The sequence below is a fragment of the Spiroplasma endosymbiont of Andrena trimmerana genome (genome assembly GCF_964019575.1).
Taxonomy (GTDB): Bacteria; Bacillota_I; Bacilli_A; order Mycoplasmatales; family VBWQ01; genus Spiroplasma_E.
Window position 1 is genome coordinate 573,131 of the sequence record NZ_OZ026455.1, and the last position, 18,751, is coordinate 591,881.

Sequence of the window (18,751 nt, forward strand, 5' to 3'; positions counted from 1 at the left end):
TCAATGTTATTAAATATTTTAATGATTTTCAATTATTAAAAAGTATTATATTAAATATAATACTTTTTATAAAGTTGAAGATTGTTTTTGAACAGTTGTTTGTTCATCATAATAATTATTCATATCATCATCTGTATTAATTGAAGGTTGAACTTGTAGTTAGTTGGTTAACTTCGGTAATTATTTGTTCAATAACTTTATTGTTTTCATTTTCTTCATGTTCTTCAATAGTTTGTAATTCTTTTTTAATTTTTGTAATTTCTTGATCAATTTGTTTATGTTTAGTATTATTTCAAGGTTTAAATTTAAGTTTCTTTTTTTCATCAAGTTTTTTATTTAATAATTCATAAAGAGCAATTTTTCTATTAGTATTGTTACTTTTTAATTCTTTAATTTCATCTTCTTCTGTTATATCTCATTCTTCATTTTCTTGCTCATTTTCTTTTGCCAATTGTTTAATATTTCTTTTTCTGTTTTGCATTTCATTCATACTATTTTTGCTTATACTTTCTTGAAATTCTGGTAATAGTTCTTCTAATAAAAAACAATTATCAGTAAAAACATCATCAAATTTATTAAGTTCTTTATAGATTTTTTCTAATTCTTTTAAATTTTTTAAAATTTCAGAAATTACCAAAGTATTATAATCATTGTTAAAATATTCATTAATTCTTTGATAAATAGCATAGTGAGTTTGAAATACTTCATCTGGATAATTTTGACGACTATATTTTATTCTTCTTTCTTCAAGAGCATAAATTTTTTTAAAATTTTTTAATTTTCATTCTTGTAGAGTTTTTTTTACATCATTAAAAATAAACATTTTAATTTCTTTTTCAATTAGTGATTTAAATTCTTTGAAATCATTAGTTTCTTTTAATATTAATTCTTCTTCTGAAATATTAATTACATTTTCATTTTTTCTATTTTCTTTAATTATATTTTTCATGATTGAATCAAAATATTCACCATCACTTTGTAAATCAAAATATTTAGCAAAATCTAACATCTTTATTTTCTCCTTTAATATATTTCTAAATAAAAAAACCTATTTACTTTTAAATAAAGTAATAGGTTTTTTAAAACTTATATGTTTATGATTAAAGGTTATCAAATTTTATATTTTTTTCAATATTTTTTTCGATATTAATAAATTTAAATAGTAAATGATTTAATATTAAAACTATTTAAAACATTCTATTATGATAAATAATTTATAGTTAAGGTAGAGGGAAATATTTGGTAGATATCTAAAATATATACAACAAACTTAAAACATATATAAGTGAATTTTAAATTCATTTTCAATAAGCGAATTTTTATTTACTTAAGGTTAGTCTAGTAAAAGTTTGTTATCAGAGGAAGGAGGTAAAGAATGTACTTGCATGCACTTATATCATTATGTGCCATTGGAGCAGTTCAAAGTATGCTGGTACTAGAAATACTGTAGTTAATTATTATACATATTTTTCGATAATGGTATTGGTGTTGACACCATTTGATGAAACAACTTTAAAACATTTTTTAGCAAGTAAAAATTGAGTAAATTTAAATATCACTATTTTTGCGCAAGACAAGTTTTTAAAGTGTATTAATGGCACAATATTACAATTAATTAATAATCCTAAAGTTCCACCTGATCCACTCATTCCTCTTAGTCCCCCAACTCCAATCCCAGATCCAGACCCTAATCATAGTACTAGTGGTTTTAACACAACATGAATTGTCTTTACAGTATTTCGTTCAATTTTTATTCTTACTGGAGTTGCTTATTTAAGATATCATCGTAAGAAAAAGTGTATTGGCGGTTTAAAGAGAAATATAAACACTAAAAAAATTAAATAAAGTTCATATTTACTTGTTTTTGTTTTTTATAAAAAATATAATTTTACTAAGAAATTTAATTTAACAATTTATAAGGGGGGTACTAATAATGATTTTTAATAGAAATAACTGTCTTAGTAATGTTTTTGAGTCAAAAAAACAACAAATTAAAAATGAAGTAGAACAATGTGAAGACAATTATATTTTGAATGTTAATGAAGAAGAGTATACAAATTATTTATATGATAAATTTTCGTTAGATGAAATTACATTAAGTTTTGATACTGCAGAATCCGATGTTGAAGAAGCAATAGTTAATGGTCAAGATTTTTTTGGTCATCATTGTCAAACAAAGAAACCAATAATTAAATTTAAAATTCCTGTTTTTGGAAGTTATGAACTTTTATCTTATTCTCCAAGTTCTTTTATTATGGTTTGAGGTCTTTTTTCTAATAAAAATATAAACTTGAGTTCCAATTGTTTATCATTTGAAATTATTTCGTACCAAGATGATAATATAGAAAGTGTTAATCATGAATATAATCAAATGGAAAAAGTCATTAAGGATAATACAGGAAGTATTAACAGAGATCTTAAAGAATTTAATGTTAATTTAAAACCATATATTAGTAATGTTTTTAAAAATAGAAAAGAAGTTTTATTAAAAAGACAAAAAGATTTTACTAGACTTAAAATACCACTAAAACAAAATAAAAATATGTCAGAGACTTTCTCTATACCTATTTCCAAACCTAGAAAAAGAATAGAAATTCCTAAAATAGTAACTAAAAGCCATATTAGTGAATCAACTCCAATAATAGATGTTAGAGTTTATGAAGAAATACTTAAAATTATTAATGATTGTGGAAAAGAATTTGAAAGATTAAAAAATTCTTATCAACAAAATCAAGAAGAAGACTTTCGCAATAACATATTATTTGTATTAAATCCCTATTTAAAAGTTGAAAATTAAGTTTTTTATAGTGTTGATCAAGAAAATCTTCTTCTACATAATTAAGACCTAACTTTTTGTTAAAATTTCTTACATTTTGAGCTATACCACTAATTTCTGAGTCAATAATACTTCTTAAATTCATAGTATTGGTATCTTGAAAATTTATTTCATTAAAAAATTTATAAAATTGATTAACAATAATATTTTCAATTAAATAATCAGAATTTCAATTATTAATAGAGTTTTTTTTATTTTTAAAAGTTAGTAAAATTGCAATTATGTAATCTTCAAGTTTATTTAAATTTAACACTTTATCTCGCCTTACTTTCAACTATAAATTAATTATTACAAATAATAAGGTTAAATAGAACCTTATTTTATTTCTTATTAAGAAAAGAAGGATTAATATGCAAAATTTAATCCCAAAAGCCATTTGTCGAACTCGTTTAAAATTCTTTCGTAATATATCAATTATTGAATTCATATTGGAAATAGTATGAATTATTTTAGTTACAGCAATCTTTTTAACTCTACCATTCCAATGATATATTCGAATTTCAATATTTCTTTTTGGTTCATTTTTAGTAGCATCTTTAATTTGTCCAATGATGGGACATTTAAGAGGCTAAGAAGTTATTTTATTATGAATCAAATATTTAATTGCTTTCAGAAAATACCAAGAAAAAACAAAACACTAGCTTACTAGTTCCTTATGATTATGCAGTAAAAGAACATTTTATTAAAACTCAATTATTAAGTGACTATGAGTATTATGTTGCAGGATTTGAAGTTAAAGGTTTTAATTTAAGTTTATTAAATCCAAAAACACAAATGTTAAAAATCTAGGATTTACAAGATACTTTCAAATATTGTGATTTTCAATTACGATGATGAAAACTGATTTACCAATAAATTTTAGTGAAACAATAATGTATTACCAGGAACAATTAAAAGAACATGAAGATAATTAAATAATTACAAGCACAAATTGAAGGTTTACAATCTCAGTAAATTAATAGTGATAATTTTATTAAAACAAGAAAAGCATTCTTTTTCTTTGTTTATGAACTATTAGTGAACTTGAAAGCTATTGTCAACAAGTAGTTAGTAAGGTACAACGTAATGGTTTTGGTTGTAATCAATTAACTAACTTTCAATTAGTTAATATTATTAATTTGATTTATAATTCTTATAGTAAACCTATTACTATAAAATAATTTAAACATTATAAAAATAATTTAGAAAATATTTTATCATTTAAAGATTTTACTCTAGTTAATTGAATTAGAACACATTTTTACAATATAATCTATCAAAATAAAAACTCTATCTATCATTAATATTTATTTGCTTTTTTATATTGTTAATGATATTATTTTTAAGTACTTTTTATTAATAGTAATTTTATAAGTGAGGTGAAACCATGGCAAAAGCAAGCATCCATCCAGAGTATTTTCAAACTAAAGTAACATGTATAACATGTAGCAATAATTTTATAAGTGGTTCAACTAAGGGTAAAGAAATCCGTGTTGATACATGTTCAAGTTGTCATCCATTTTATACTGGAAAACAATCATTTGTTTCAGCAAAAGGAAGAGTTGAACGCTTTAATACAAAAGCAAGCAAACAAGTTGAAACAAAATCAAAAACTGTTGAAATAAACAAAGCAAAACCACAAAATACTAAAACTATTGTATTAGAAACAGCAAAAGATGTTCTAAAACTAACTGATACTAAACAAGTTAAAAAATAATTTTAATTAAACTAGAAACTAATAATAGTTTCTTTTTTTTATACTTTAAAAATAAAATTATTTACAGACATATTTACCATTAATTAAGTTAAAATATTGTATGTATACAACCCAATAAATATAGAATATAATTTTAATAGTATATGAAATAAAAAACTTTAAGGTAGGGAATGGTTTTATGGAAAAATCATCTGATTTTAATAAATTGGTAATAAGTAAAGGTATTAGATATAATACTGAGCAAACTAGTAACTTTAATTTTAGTATTATTAATTTATCCGTTGAAAAAGCCGTAAAAGATTGAAGTTTTGAAGGAAAATATCCTAGTTGCTTGGCAATTTTTAGTAATGATGAAGATAATATTGAAAAATTAATTAATGCTCTAGCAGGTTCTTCTGCTATTATGGAGGGTAAAATTTTAATTGATGATATTGATGTTACTTATAATAGTATTGGTTTTGAACGAAAAATGGCTTATGTTAGTATGCATTTACAGAGTTGAAATAAATTATTTAGTATTCAACGTAACTTAGCAAGAATAGCAATTACTAATAAACCCTTTTTACAAGAAATAAGCAATATTAATCAAAAAATTAAGACTGATATTGAAAACTTAAAAAATACAGGTTTAAATTTAGACAGTGGTTATTTTAAAGAAAAATTAATTAATATTATTAAAAATTTTATTAATGAAACACAAAGCACTCGTAATAATTTTATTAAAGAATATCAATATCAAATTAATCATTTTCATAAAAACTTTGCTCAAGAGAAATTTAATTTTGCTGGAAGTGAAAAATTAACAGATATTCTAATTAAAAAATTTACTGCCGAAGAAAAAAATATTATTGCAAATAATAACTTATTATTTTTACAATCTTTGCAAGATCGTATTTCTAGTTTGGAAAGTTTAGTGGGACCATGTTTTTGTGGATGTAATCCACCAAAAGAAAGAAAATGAGAATTTCAACTACGAGAAATTAGTTTTGTTATTAAAGAAATAAATAATTATTTAAATAGAGAGATTAGTACTACTAGAAGTGAAATTAGAACTACGTTAAAAACTTGTAACAATCATAATCAAAATTTTAATAGCGAACTTAATCATTTAGTTTCATATCAACAAATTAAATGTACTCGTAGTCAAATTGATCAAATTTTAGACCAGTGAATTGACTTAGCAGAAGTACAAAGAATTAAATTTAATATGAAACAAGATTTTGTGGCAATGCAACTTTTACCAGATGAAATGCATTTACTTTTAAAAAATATTAAAGATGAAATTAAAATTTATCATGATAAAATTTTAAAAAATCCACAGTTACAAGATAAAGAAACATATCAACAACAATTACAAACTTTATATTCACAGTTAATTGATGTCCGTGATTTAATTAGTGAAAATATTGTTATGATATTTAAACATTTAGAACTAAGTCATTTATTGTCACTACGTTTAACACAATTAACAATAGTAGAGCGACAAATAATAAAAATCATTCAACAATTAATTGTACCTACTAAAATTTTAATTTTGCATAACCCATTTGAACTTTTAAATGTTGATAATAAAGAACAATTAGCAAATTGAATTAAAAAATTACAAAAATTTTTGAAAATAATTATTATTTTTACAACTAATAATCAAGTTGATATTAATTTATTAGCGACTAATGTTACTGTTATTGAAAATGAAATAATTATTCAACAAGGAAATGTTAGTGAAATCACTGATAAACCATTATCTTTAAATTTATTGAAAGAAATAAATGAACAGCATATTAATATTGCAAAGGGAGAATGAAATGCTCATAATTTATATTTTTATAATGTAAATTTAGGTAAGTTTGATGTTAAAACTGCTTCTACTATTGCTTTTAAATCAAATGCCATTTTGTTTAGTGCAAAGAAACCACGATTTACTTTTTTAAAAAATTCAATTATTATTAATGGTGTTATTAAAAATATTACTAAAGTTGATGATAAAAAAGCATATTTATTGGTTGAAACTACTAAATCAGAACAATTTGAAGTTTTAACAAATAATAATGATAATTTAGAAGTGGGAACTGTTGGTTGAATTAGTATTACTAAAAATTCAATTTTTGTTTTTGATGATGAAACAAAGCAATTAATTGGTACATGATAGAAAGGATATATAATATGAATAAGTTTAAAAAAGAAGCACAAGCAATTTATGAATTAATAAAAATCAGTAATCCAATTATTATTCATCGTCATATTAATCCTGATGGAGATGCTTTGGGTTCACAATGAGGATTAAAAAAAATTATTGAAGATAATTTTCAAAATAAAAAAGTACTTGTTCCAGGCGAAACAAATGAACATATGGCATCATTATTTCCACAACCAACTTTTGTTAAAAAAGAAGATTATGAAAATGCACTAGTAATAGTCACTGATACAGCTAATCGCGAACGAATTAGTGGTCAATTTTGAGAAGAAGGAAAAAAGATAATTAAAATTGATCATCATCCAATTGTTGATAAATATGGTGATATTGATTTAATTGAAGAAAAGGCTTCTGCTGCTTGCCAAGTAGTGGCAAAATGAGCACAAGTATTGAATTTAAAAGTTTCTGCTTTAGCAGCTAGAAATTTATTTCTTGGTTTAGTTACCGATTCTGGTAGATTTTTGTATCGCTCTGTTAATGAAGAAACTTTTCAGGTTGCTAGTTTTTTAGTTAAACAAAATTTTAATTTATTAGACTTATATCAAAGTTTATATATTCAAAGTTTAAAAATCGCAAGATTGAAAGGATATATATTATCAAATTTTAAAATTACTGATAATGGTGTTGCTTATATAATATTTAACAATAAAATAATTACTGACTTACAAACAAAAATTATTAGTCAAAATAAAATATTAAATATTAAAGGCGAAGTTGTTTTAACTAGAGAAGATTTAACTAGCCAAGTTAATGTAATGTCAAATATTGATGGTATTAAAATTTGATTAATTGCTGCTTATGATCAAATGAATAGTAAAATTAAAGTTAGTGTTCGTAGTGCAAGATGAATAATTAATGATGCTATTGCAAAGTTTGGTGGTGGTGGTCATCAGACAGCAGCTGGTGCATATTTACAAAATATTAATGAAGTTGAAAAATTGATTGATAGTTTAGATAAAATTGCTAGTAAATCACCAGAATTAACAAACAATTAAAATTAGAGATGGAGTTGGATATAAATGTATAGTCGTTATAATGAGGGATGAATTGAAGTAATTACTGGTTGTATGTTTGCTGGAAAAACCGAAGAGTTTATGCGACGTATAAATCGTTTACAGTATGCTAAACGCAAAGTGCTAGTTTTTAAACCCAAGGTTGATATTCGTTATGATGCTAAAAAAGTAGTAAGTCATAAAGGAGTATCTATCACAGCGATAGTAATTGATGATCCAATGCAAATATTAAAACATGTAGATAAAGAAATAGAAGCAGTTGCAATTGATGAAGTACAATTTTTTAAACCATCAATTATTGAAGTGATTAAAACATTAGCAAATCAAAATAAGCAAGTTATTGTTGCGGGTTTAGATCAAGATTTTCGTGGTGAACCATTTCCTGTTACTAAAGAATTATTAGCTTTAGCAGAATTTGTAACTAAATTAGATGCTGTTTGTGTAAAATGTGGTAAAGCAGCAACAAGAACACAACGTATTATTAATGGCCGGGAAGCTAGATATGATGATGAAATTATTTTAATTGGTGCGCAAGAACAATATGAAGCTCGATGTCGTAGTCATCATCGTGTCTTAACAAATAATCAGAATAGATAAATCAGGTGTGATATTATGAATGAAAAAACATTAGAACAGTTAATGCAACTTACTAAAAAATATAGTGAAATTGAAAAGCAATTAGAAAATCCCGAATTAATTCCTCGTGATAAATACACTGAATTAACAAAAGAACATAGTAGATTAGAACCAATTATTGAACAATATTGAAAATATGAAAAAATTAACAAAGAAATTATTGAAGCAAAAAAGGCATTAGCAACCGAACAGGATCAAGAACTTTGTGAAATGCTTAAAACAGATATTAAAGCAAATGAAATTGAATTAGAAAAAGCAGAAAATGAATTAAAACTAACACTAATTCCTAAAGATATAAATGATGATAAAAATGTTATTATTGAAATTAGAGGAGCTGTTGGTGGCGATGAAGCAAATATTTTTGCTGGTGATTTATATCGTATGTATAGTAAGTATTGTGAAATTCAACGATGAAAAATTGAAACTATTGAAGCAAAAGAAGCAATAAATGGTGGATTTAGTTATATTGCTTTTATGATTAAAGGTAAACATGTATTTGCTAAATTAAAGTTTGAAGCTGGTGGACATCGTGTTCAGAGAGTTCCAAAAACCGAATCACAAGGACGAGTTCATACTTCAATTGCAACGGTTGCTGTATTGCCAGAAGTTAATGAAGTTGAAATTAAAATAAATAATTCTGATTTAAGAATTGATACTTATCGTTCTAGTGGTGCTGGTGGTCAACATGTTAATACTACCGATTCAGCAATTAGAATTACTCATATTCCAACAGGTGTTGTTGTAACTTCACAGGACGGACGAAGTCAACATGATAATAAAGATAAAGCAATGCGGGTATTAAGAGCTAAACTTTATGAAAAAAAAGTTGAAGAAGAACAGGGAAGAATTGGTAATTTAAGAAAAACAGCTGTTGGTAGCGGTGATCGTTCAGAAAAAATTAGAACATACAATTATCCACAAAATAGAGTAACCGATCATCGAATTGGATTATCTTTATTAAAGTTAGATCGTATTATGGAAGGTAATATTGATGAAATTATTATTGCTTTAATTAGTAGTGAACAAAAAGAAAAATTAGAAAATATTGATGAAAATATTACAGTATTAAAGTAAAAAAGGAAGAAATTATTATGGATTTTAAGATTTTAGACTCTAGAACAAAAATTTTGTTTTTAATATCAGTTATTTTTTTATATGCGGCATTAGGAACGTTTATTACATTAACTTTTAGTAGTGGTATTATTCACATTTTATTTTTAGTTTTAACATTATGATTTGCTAGTGCATCTAGTTTAATTTTTCATTATTTATTATGAAAAAATTTAGAATTTTTACGAAATATTAATGGTAATAATATTAATAATTTTGGTTTTATTATTAGTATTTGTAGTTACATTATTCTTTTTCCAATTATTTGTTTATTAACAATTAGTTTTTTATTTATTTTTAGTATTATTGTTTTAATTCTCGTTGTTAATAATTTAATAAAAAAAACTTCAAGAAATAATAATTCATCTGTTAATTTTCAATAAAATATTTATTTTTGGAGTATAAATTAATGACTTATAGAGATTATCTTTTATTAGCAAAAAAAATTAATAAAAAAAATGAACAAATTAATAAGATAATTTTATTAAAGTTTATTAATAAAGATTTATCTTGATTATATGCAAATCTTAGTCAAACAATAGCAATAGATTTTTTAGAATCATATTTACAACTAGTTAAAAAATTTGTTGCTGGCTATCCTTTACAATATATTATTGGTTATCAATGATTTCTTGATCATAAGTTTGTTGTTGATAATAGAGTATTAATTCCTCGTAATGAAACCGAAGAACTAGTTAAAAATGTTTTTGTCTATGCGCAAAACATTTTTAATAATGATAATTTAAAAGTATTAGATTTAGGGACAGGCAGTGGTGCTATTGCTATTAGTTTAGCGTTAAAGAAACCTAATTGAAATATAGTAGCAAGTGATATTAGCAAAGATGCATTAACTATTGCTAAGATTAATAATGATAATTTTAACCTAAAAAATATTAATTTTGTTGAAAGCGATATATTTACAAATCTTAAAAATCATAAATTTAATATTATTGTTTCAAATCCACCATATATTGATGAGACAGCAAATACTTTTTCAAAACATAATTTACAATATGAACCAAAATTAGCTTTATTTGCTGATCATAAAGGATTATATTTTTATGAAGTAATTTTTCAACAATGTCATGCAGTTTTAGAAAAATCTTTTTTATTATCATTTGAATTTGGTTTTGATCAAAAAGAAGCACTAACTATTCTTATTAAAAAGTATTTACCACAATATAATTACAAATTTATTAAAGATATTAATAATAAATGAAGAATGCTATTTATTTGGCAAGCATTATAACATATAAAAATAATTTAAGAACAATAATTTTGTCACTCAAAAGGTGACTATTTTATTTTTTGAAAAGGAAAATCTCATTTAATCTTTCAATTAGGATAACGGGGGCAGTTTTAATGTGGCGTATCATTGAAATATTAAAATATTTTCAGTATTCTTGTTCGGTTAATATAGCATTTCTAATGGAAAAATTTAATGTTACATTTCGAACTTTACAAAGAAATATTACTTTTATTAATACAATGTTAATAAAAATTAGTAATTGTAATATTTCCAGAAAGCAAGATTACTTTGTAATTAATGGTGACAATGAAATAATAGCAATAAATACTTTGCTTACACAGTTTATCCACATATCCAATGAATATCCTTTTGTTAGAATGAGTAATTTGTTCTTAATATGTGTATGACAAAAAAAATATTTAAGTAGTGAGTGACTTATCAATATAAGTAACACAAATAAGTATAATTTAAAAAAAGACATTATTTACTTGAATAACTTTTTCTTTGAACAAAATTTAAGATTAAAATTAAAATTTGAACATAATAAAGGGTTTCAATTAGATGGTTATGAATGACATTTAAGATTTATAACCGCTATTATTATTATTATAAAACTTATTAGTAAAGATAAAAAAATTCTCTTAACTAATGATAAAGTCCTAACCTATATATACAAAAAAATAGAAATTATAATGATCAATATCGGTTATAAAAAATATTATGATGATCAACTAATATGATTTTTAACAATTCATGTACGAAAAATTAAACTTAATTTTTTTCTTGAAAAAGATGAACAAATTGAATTTAATTTAAACTTAAGTATAAAAAAAGAAGTCGAACATTTTAGATTAATAATTGCTAAAGAGTTTGCTATCGATTTTGATAAGTTTGAAACCAATTATTTTAATTTCATTTGTTTACTTAATATTAAAGTTGACAGTCAATTATTTCCAAATATAACTTCAGAAATTAGTAACATTACTCAAAAAATATTTTCTTTTATTACTTATGAATATCAGGTGTCTTTATATTCAAATACTTTTAAAAGTAATTTGAATAGTTTTCTTAGTGATAATTGATTTAAATTACAATTTAATTATTATAGTGATATTAGTTTTGCCTTGGATGATACTTTTAAAATAGAAAGTGACTACCAATGAGGGCAACAACTCCTTTTTATTATAAATTCGCAATTAAAAAATAATTATTTTCCCAATCTTAATCTTTTACAAAATAAATTTTTAATGATTACTTTTCATAAAAGTTTTATAGCAAATGAGAACTGAAACATTCCCTTATATATATTCTTAATTGATGACTCCTATGCTAATAAAATTCAAATAACTTCATTTATAAAAGTAAATTTCCCTAATATTTTAATTATTTCCCTAAAAAATAACTTAAGTAATAATTTTAAGCTTCATTTACTAAATCAAAAACCTTGTATATTAATTGAAAAGGTAAATATCTATAGTAATTATAATTTAGATAAATATAAGAATATTTCTGTCATTAATATTAATGAAAATTCATGAAATTATGAATTAGAAAAAAATATTAATGAAAAAATAAAATGAGTAATGTTAAAAAGAATTCAATATTCAATTGTGGTATTTAATTTTTATATCCAAGAAAAATTTTATAGTATTAAATCTATTTTGTGAGCATTTCAAAAAACATTTATCAAAAAATATAATTTAAATTTAGAATTTTTAGATATTGATGAATGTTCTATAATTAAAAGTCATATTTATGAAAAAATATTATTAATAAATCAATTAGTACCTATCCCTAATTACGAGTTCCCTATTATCCTTTTATATATAAAAAACCCTTTGATATTTCAAAACAAATTTAAAATTCATTTTATTTTCATTTTATTTACTAATAAAAACAATACTCAAAATTATAATTGAATCAATTTGTGACTTTCTTTATTTAAGAAAATGATTAATACTAATATTAAAAGTATTAGTCATATATATAAAATTAATAGTATGCTAAATTGTAAAGGTAAGTGCAACTAAATTATCTTTCACCAATCGAATATTTGGATAGAAAAATAATTTAGTTGCACTTACCTTTACAATTTAGCACTCATATAAAAACTCCTTACTTTTTTCTAAACTAAATTTAGCATTATGAAATTTTTATATGAGAATTTTTTGCAATTTTATTTACTTGCACTTACAAGTATAACTCAGCATTCATTATTTTGAAACAACTATTATATTTAAAATAATAGGTGTATAATTTAGTTAAAATTTATAGTGGTGTTTTCATGATAACTTTACAGCAAAATAAAATTAAAGAAATTAGTCAAATCATTGCTAATGGCGAAGTGGTTGCTTTACCAACAGATACAATTTATGGTCTTGTTTGTAAATTTAATGATGACAAAGCTATTAATAAAATTTATCAAATAAAAAAACGTGATTATACTAAAGAACTGCCAATTTTAGTTGCTAGTTGAGAACAAGCTAAAAGCATTGGTATAATTAGCGATCAATTACAGTCATTTTTAATAAATAATTTTAGTGCTGGTAAAGTTACTGTTATAGTTTTAAAACAACCTAGTTTAAACACATCATATTGAAGAAATAAAAAGACAATAGCAATTAGAGTTAGTGCTTCACATTTTATTCAAAAATTAATTAAATTAACAGGGCCTTTAGTAGCTACAAGTTGTAATTTAAGTAATGAACAACCAATTAACGATTATCATAATATAAACTTGCCTAACTTAAGGTATAGAGTAGCAGGTGAGATTTTAACAAATAAACCATCAACTATTTTTAATAGTTTTAATGATAAAATTATTAGATAATAATTAGATAACAGTATTAAAAAAGGAGATAATACTATGAATTGATGAATAATTTTAATTATTATTGCATGCACAACAATATTGATTTTATTAATTGCACTAATTTTATTAATTAAAAAAAATAAACAAAAGAAAATATTAAAAATTCCTAAAGATATAAATACTTTATATAAATACTTAAAATTAAAAAAAATAAATACTAAAGAATTACCAGTTTCAATAGAAAAAATTAAAGAAGATATTTATTATAGTGACAAAGTCATTTTGGGAAAGTATGAAGATCTTAATAAGATTTCTGGCCAAAATATTCTTTTAAAAACTGAATATAGTGATGCCAAAAAATTATTTTTACGTTATAAAATTAAAGACATTAATCTTATCAAATCATCAGATTTTATACCTTTAAATCAAATAGACTTGTTAATTTCACGAAATAATCTTTATTTTATTGATTCTTTTGAACTACAAATAATACCATTAGTTAATGTTAAAAGTATTACATTTTTTTGAGAAAAAAATAATTATATAAAAAATAAACAAAAATATATTGGTATTGAAATTAATTTTCAAAATAAACGTTTATTTTTTCTTTTTAATAAATATGAAGAAGCAATTAGTTTTGCTGTTCATGTTATTAGTTTATAACAATTATTATTTAATAATTAAAAATTTTGCTTTTTTTGTGAAAATGATATAATTATACAAAATATATTATTAGGAGCAAAATTATGGCAAAAAAACACTTTAAATTTAATACTTGAAAGTTTATTCAATTTACTGGCTTTTTTTTAATTACTTTAGGAATTATATTTTCTTTTTCTTCTTTTAAAGTTAGCCTATTGTTATATTTTGGTTTAGTATCAGTATTAATAGGTTCTATTAATATTTTAATTTACTATATTTTTATTGGAACAAATAGTTATAAAAAATATTCAAGAAAACAAAATAATAATAAGTTAATAATCAAAAATAATTAAGAAATATAAAGTTAAAACTAAGAAGATTAGTTTTTTCGAGAGAATAATAGGTGAAAAACTATGAGAAAAATATTAAAAGTATTTAAAACGATGTTTTTAACGAGCATTATTTCTTTACCACTTATTGCATGTGATAAGGTAAATGATGCAAATCAAAAATATGTTGATATTAGTAATATTAATATGGAAGTTACTAATGCTCCTGTTGAATTAAATAAAGATATTTATAATACAGCTTTAATTAAATTTAAAACTAAAGTACAAACTGAAATTAATAAATTAGTTCCAGAAGGAAAAAAACCAGAAAATGGAACCGATTATAAAATAACAATTGTTAATCATAATGATATGTATGCTAAAATTGATAAATTTGAATCACTTGCTGTTAATGTATCTGCTTCAAATAATAGTAATTTTTTAAAAGGTAGTTTTAATGCTTGTGTAAAATTAGTATCAAAAGCTAAAGACATTAGTAATGTTAATATTGATAAGCAAGAAGAAAAAATTAAAATTAATACCACTACTTTTGGTGAAGCAATTGCTTTACGTTGTTTATCATTAATTGAAAGTAAAATTAATGCTATTGTTGCAACAGCAAAACAAGATAGTGACTATATTGTTAATGTAGAAGGTCATACTTTATCAGAATCTATTAAAACATTTGATGATGTTCATATTAATGTTAATGCTATTGAAGATGATTATCATTTTTTATTACATGGTAGTTTTAGTTTTGTCTTAGCTTTTGTTAAAGATTAATTTATATTATTTTGGGTAATAAAAAAGAAAACTTGATTTTCATTATTATCATAAAAATAAAGTAGTATAGTATGGGGTAAGCATGTCAGAAGTAGAAAAATTATTAACAATGAATTATGAAAATGTTTGTAATTTTTTAAAAAATAAATATGGATGTATTTCAAAAAATTATTTTTCAGATGCAACAATGTCTAAGAAATCACAAGGAATAACAAGGGGAAAAGAAGGTTTATATATTCATCATATTGATGAAGATAAAGCAATTTTGTTATCTACTCCCAAATGAGCTCAAAAGTCACCATTTGCATATCAATATGCTGATCGATTAGTTTATTGTAATTTACTAGAACATTTGGTTTTGCATATTAAAATTTTTGAATATCCTCATCCAAATAAACATAATTTTATGGAAGTTGGTGTTGGTGGAATTTATGCTTTTATTGTTCCTGAATTAAATGATATTTATAGTGGTATTCAATATAAACAACCATGAAAACAGAAAGTTACTGAAGTTGTTTTACCATTAAAAGGAGATTATTTTAAATGTATTAAAAAATTAGTAGAACTTGGGTTTTCTTATCCTTTGCTTACTTCTTTTAATCATCAATTTGGTACATGAAATAATAGAAATAATAATAGGTTATATGAAGAAATGAAAAAAATGGGTGTTAAACAGTAACTTTTTTTTATTGTTATTTAATCATAAATAAAAAATGTTAGTAAATTACCAACATTTATTTTTATTAAGTTTATGAAAAAGTTAATTGACAATGATTTTGATTAATTATTGGTAATTGTTCACCATTAATACTTGTTATATCGTTATTTCTTAATAATGGAGTTCTTTCAGATATTTGTTGTTCGTTATTACTTTCAACATTAATATCAGAAATATTTGTTGGAAAACATTTATCATAAATATTTGAAATGGAAGTGCTAATTCCATATCCTAGTTTAGAACCTAAAAATGCTCCAATAAAAGTTGAATCTGTTATACTAACCATTATTCCAAAGAGTGCCATTCCTGCTTCTGGATCATATAAAGCTTCCTTATTTTTTGAAATTAAATCATAATAAAAATAACTTATGCCACTTAGCGCTGCACTACCACCTAATATTCCACCTGTATATGTAAAGTATTTTTGAATTTTTTTCATTTTTTCTCCTTTCAAAATAAAAAAACTATTTATTTTAAAATTAAAATAATAGTTTAAAAACTTGTATGAAGTTTTATCTTTTAATTTTAACATAAGATTTTTTTGATAAAAATAAGACAAAAATTACTATTAATAGTTTATTGTAAATGTATAATTTTCTATATCAATAAAAGAAATTTATTGAATTTATATTTTAGATTATAATTTTTTAAAATAAAATTTATAAATTATATTTTTATTTAGTTAATTTTGAACTATAAGAATGTTATTAACAATTAAAAAAATAATTTTTGAATAAATCTTTTATCTTTTTTCGTTATTTTTATTGTTATTTTATTGATTTATAAATTAAAAGGCGTAAAATTTCATATTAGTATATATTTTAAATTATTGAAAATATACGCATTAAAGATAAAGGAGTGTTTTTAGTGGAAAGTAGTAAAAATCTGTTTATTGTTAATCATCCTTTAATACAAGATAAATTAACAAGAATTAGAAATCACTTAACCCAAAAAAAAGATTTCAAAGAGAATTTAAGCGAAATTGCAACGTTAATGGCTTATGAAGTATTTAAAGATATTCCTCTTGATGAAATTGAAGTTGAAACACCCATTACTAAAGTTATTGGTAAAACATTAACCAAGACAATCATTCTTTCTCCGATTTTAAGAGCAGGATTAGGGATGACAAATGGATTTGAGTATGTAGTACCTAATGCAATTATTAGTCATGTTGGTCTTTATCGTGATGAAGAAACTTTAAAACCACAAAAATATTTTTTTAAATATCCCAAAAATATTAAAAATATAAGTGATGCATTAGTATTTATCTTAGATCCAATGCTTGCTACTGGTGGTACTGCTGACGCTGCTATTAAAGAATTAAAAAAAGTAGGTTTTAAAAATATTACTTTAGTTTCCATTGTAGGAGCACCAGTAGCTATTAAGAAAATTAATCATAATCATCCTGATGTTAAGATTTTTTTAGCAGCGTTGGATAAAGAATTAAATGATGATGGTTATATTGTACCTGGATTGGGTGATGCTGGTGATCGAATTTTTGGAACTAAATAAATATTTTAATGAAAAAAATTAGAAATAACCTTTTTCTTTCAATACTTTTTACAATGTTATGCTATTGATTATTAATTAATGTAGGATTAATTATAACAGTTATAATTAATACAAACCATTGGTTATTAATTGCTGGATTTAATATTGGTTTTATAGGAAGTATGATTGGGTTATGCTTTTTATATTTATCGTCAAAATGATTAACCAGCGGAATACATTTAAAACAAACCTTAGCATATTTTGGATTCTTATTAAGAATGTTAATTTATGGTTCAATTATAGTTTTGAATATTTTCTTTAACTTTGCTAATATTTTTACTATAATTGCCGGAATGTCAATATTAATGGTTGCTACTATTACTGCAACATTATGTGTATATCAAAAAAATAACTTAAAAGAAGGAATTTAAATGGAAACTTTAGCTGGATTGGAAAGTTGGAATTATTTACAAATTATGCCACAATTGGTAACAATTTTGATAACAACAGTCTTTATCAGTGTTATTAGTTATATTTATTATTATAAAGTAAAACGAATGAAGCCTGATGAAGATCCAAGAGGTATTGTTTTAGTTGTTGAATTAATAATTAAATCAGTTGAAAAAATTGTTGTTGATGTTCTTGGTGTAAAGTATAAAAACCTGACAGTTTATTTGTTATATGTAATGGGTTATATTTTAATTGGTAATTGATTATCGATTATTGGTCTTGAACCACAGTCATCAATGTATACTGTTACTTTATCAATGGCATTAGTTACTTTTATTGGAATATATTATATTGCTATTAAATTTCAGAAACTTTTATTTTTTAAAAAATTTATTATTAACCCTCTAGAATTAATTACTCAATTTGCACCTTTGATTTCTTTATCTTTTCGTTTATTTGGTAATATTTTAGGTGGAAGTATTATTTTGGCAATGCTTTATGGGGTAACTGCTAATATTTGAAGTAATATCCCAATTATTGGTCAGATGAATTTATTAATTGGTGTAATTGGACCATTCTTACATATTTATTTTGATTTATTTGCTGGAAGTATTCAAGCCTTAATTTTTGGCACCTTAACTCTTGTTTATTGGAAGTTACAAATGGAGGAAGGAAGTTCTCATAAGGGAGAACTTACTATTAAATTACCAAAAAAACTTCGTAAACAACAAGCAATAAATCATGAAGAAGAAATTTATACCGAACGTTCAATTATGGAAAAAAAATAAAACA

The 18,751-nt window shown here is 22.9% G+C and carries 20 protein-coding genes; 18 read left to right on the forward strand and 2 right to left on the reverse strand.

The window, feature by feature from the left end:
- Nucleotides 1-136: 136 nt before the first annotated feature.
- Nucleotides 137-1,009, reverse strand: coding sequence for a hypothetical protein (locus tag AACL03_RS03325; RefSeq protein WP_339039292.1), 873 nt, complete (start codon nucleotides 1,007-1,009; stop codon nucleotides 137-139).
- 467 nt (nucleotides 1,010-1,476) lie between these two features.
- Between AACL03_RS03325 and AACL03_RS03330 the strand changes: the two genes are divergently transcribed.
- From AACL03_RS03330 to AACL03_RS03400, 15 genes are all read left to right on the forward strand, one after another.
- Complete coding sequence (locus AACL03_RS03330; RefSeq protein ID WP_339039294.1) at nucleotides 1,477-1,845, forward strand: hypothetical protein; 369 nt, start codon at nucleotides 1,477-1,479, stop codon at nucleotides 1,843-1,845.
- 88 nt (nucleotides 1,846-1,933) lie between these two features.
- A complete protein-coding gene (locus tag AACL03_RS03335; RefSeq protein WP_339039296.1) occupies nucleotides 1,934-2,797 on the forward strand; it encodes a hypothetical protein in 864 nt (287 codons plus the stop codon).
- Between the two features lie 1,405 nt (nucleotides 2,798-4,202).
- Nucleotides 4,203-4,532 (forward strand): 50S ribosomal protein L31, encoded by a 330-nt coding sequence (gene rpmE, locus AACL03_RS09995; RefSeq protein ID WP_368862541.1) that lies wholly within the window; start codon nucleotides 4,203-4,205, stop codon nucleotides 4,530-4,532.
- Nucleotides 4,533-4,710: 178 nt separating this feature from the next.
- Nucleotides 4,711-6,681 (forward strand): hypothetical protein, encoded by a 1,971-nt coding sequence (locus tag AACL03_RS03345; RefSeq protein WP_339039298.1) that lies wholly within the window; start codon nucleotides 4,711-4,713, stop codon nucleotides 6,679-6,681.
- Between the two features lie 14 nt (nucleotides 6,682-6,695).
- Nucleotides 6,696-7,721 carry a bifunctional oligoribonuclease/PAP phosphatase NrnA gene (locus tag AACL03_RS03350; RefSeq protein WP_339039300.1) on the forward strand — a complete coding sequence of 342 codons (1,026 nt, stop codon included), beginning with the start codon at nucleotides 6,696-6,698 and terminating at the stop codon, nucleotides 7,719-7,721.
- Nucleotides 7,722-7,745: 24 nt separating this feature from the next.
- Complete coding sequence (locus AACL03_RS03355) at nucleotides 7,746-8,336, forward strand: thymidine kinase (RefSeq protein WP_281749194.1); 591 nt, start codon at nucleotides 7,746-7,748, stop codon at nucleotides 8,334-8,336.
- A 15-nt stretch (nucleotides 8,337-8,351) separates the two neighbouring features.
- Entirely contained in the window at nucleotides 8,352-9,449 is a 1,098-nt protein-coding gene (prfA, locus tag AACL03_RS03360) for a peptide chain release factor 1 (protein ID WP_338958338.1), read from the forward strand.
- A gap of 17 nt (nucleotides 9,450-9,466) precedes the next feature.
- The gene (locus AACL03_RS03365) at nucleotides 9,467-9,868 is read left to right on the forward strand and encodes a hypothetical protein (protein ID WP_338958335.1); all 402 of its coding nucleotides are present in this window, start codon (nucleotides 9,467-9,469) and stop codon (nucleotides 9,866-9,868) included.
- Between the two features lie 26 nt (nucleotides 9,869-9,894).
- Entirely contained in the window at nucleotides 9,895-10,734 is an 840-nt protein-coding gene (prmC, locus tag AACL03_RS03370) for a peptide chain release factor N(5)-glutamine methyltransferase (protein WP_339039303.1), read from the forward strand.
- 692 nt (nucleotides 10,735-11,426) lie between these two features.
- Nucleotides 11,427-12,764, forward strand: coding sequence for a hypothetical protein (locus AACL03_RS03375; RefSeq protein ID WP_339039305.1), 1,338 nt, complete (start codon nucleotides 11,427-11,429; stop codon nucleotides 12,762-12,764).
- A 254-nt stretch (nucleotides 12,765-13,018) separates the two neighbouring features.
- Nucleotides 13,019-13,564 carry an L-threonylcarbamoyladenylate synthase gene (locus tag AACL03_RS03380; RefSeq protein WP_339039307.1) on the forward strand — a complete coding sequence of 182 codons (546 nt, stop codon included), beginning with the start codon at nucleotides 13,019-13,021 and terminating at the stop codon, nucleotides 13,562-13,564.
- Nucleotides 13,565-13,600: 36 nt separating this feature from the next.
- Nucleotides 13,601-14,209 (forward strand): hypothetical protein, encoded by a 609-nt coding sequence (locus AACL03_RS03385; RefSeq protein ID WP_339039309.1) that lies wholly within the window; start codon nucleotides 13,601-13,603, stop codon nucleotides 14,207-14,209.
- 83 nt (nucleotides 14,210-14,292) lie between these two features.
- Nucleotides 14,293-14,541 (forward strand): hypothetical protein, encoded by a 249-nt coding sequence (locus AACL03_RS03390; RefSeq protein WP_252319347.1) that lies wholly within the window; start codon nucleotides 14,293-14,295, stop codon nucleotides 14,539-14,541.
- Nucleotides 14,542-14,601: 60 nt separating this feature from the next.
- Nucleotides 14,602-15,300, forward strand: a complete 699-nt coding sequence (locus AACL03_RS03395) for a hypothetical protein (RefSeq protein WP_338958318.1) — start codon at nucleotides 14,602-14,604, stop codon at nucleotides 15,298-15,300.
- Between the two features lie 82 nt (nucleotides 15,301-15,382).
- Nucleotides 15,383-15,979 (forward strand): hypothetical protein, encoded by a 597-nt coding sequence (locus AACL03_RS03400; RefSeq protein ID WP_338958315.1) that lies wholly within the window; start codon nucleotides 15,383-15,385, stop codon nucleotides 15,977-15,979.
- Between the two features lie 70 nt (nucleotides 15,980-16,049).
- On the opposite strand, the gene AACL03_RS03405 is transcribed toward AACL03_RS03400, so the two are convergent.
- The gene (locus tag AACL03_RS03405; protein ID WP_338980295.1) at nucleotides 16,050-16,457 is read right to left on the reverse strand and encodes a hypothetical protein; all 408 of its coding nucleotides are present in this window, start codon (nucleotides 16,455-16,457) and stop codon (nucleotides 16,050-16,052) included.
- Between the two features lie 428 nt (nucleotides 16,458-16,885).
- Between AACL03_RS03405 and upp the strand changes: the two genes are divergently transcribed.
- From upp to AACL03_RS03420, 3 genes are read left to right on the forward strand one after another with little or no spacing between them, the layout of a single operon-like run.
- On the forward strand, nucleotides 16,886-17,530 hold the full coding sequence (gene upp / locus AACL03_RS03410; RefSeq protein WP_308699596.1) for a uracil phosphoribosyltransferase: 645 nt from the start codon (nucleotides 16,886-16,888) through the stop codon (nucleotides 17,528-17,530).
- Between the two features lie 53 nt (nucleotides 17,531-17,583).
- A complete protein-coding gene (locus tag AACL03_RS03415; protein WP_174480965.1) occupies nucleotides 17,584-17,940 on the forward strand; it encodes a hypothetical protein in 357 nt (118 codons plus the stop codon).
- On the forward strand, nucleotides 17,941-18,747 hold the full coding sequence (locus AACL03_RS03420; protein ID WP_338958309.1) for a F0F1 ATP synthase subunit A: 807 nt from the start codon (nucleotides 17,941-17,943) through the stop codon (nucleotides 18,745-18,747).
- The last annotated feature ends 4 nt before the right edge of the window (nucleotides 18,748-18,751 follow it).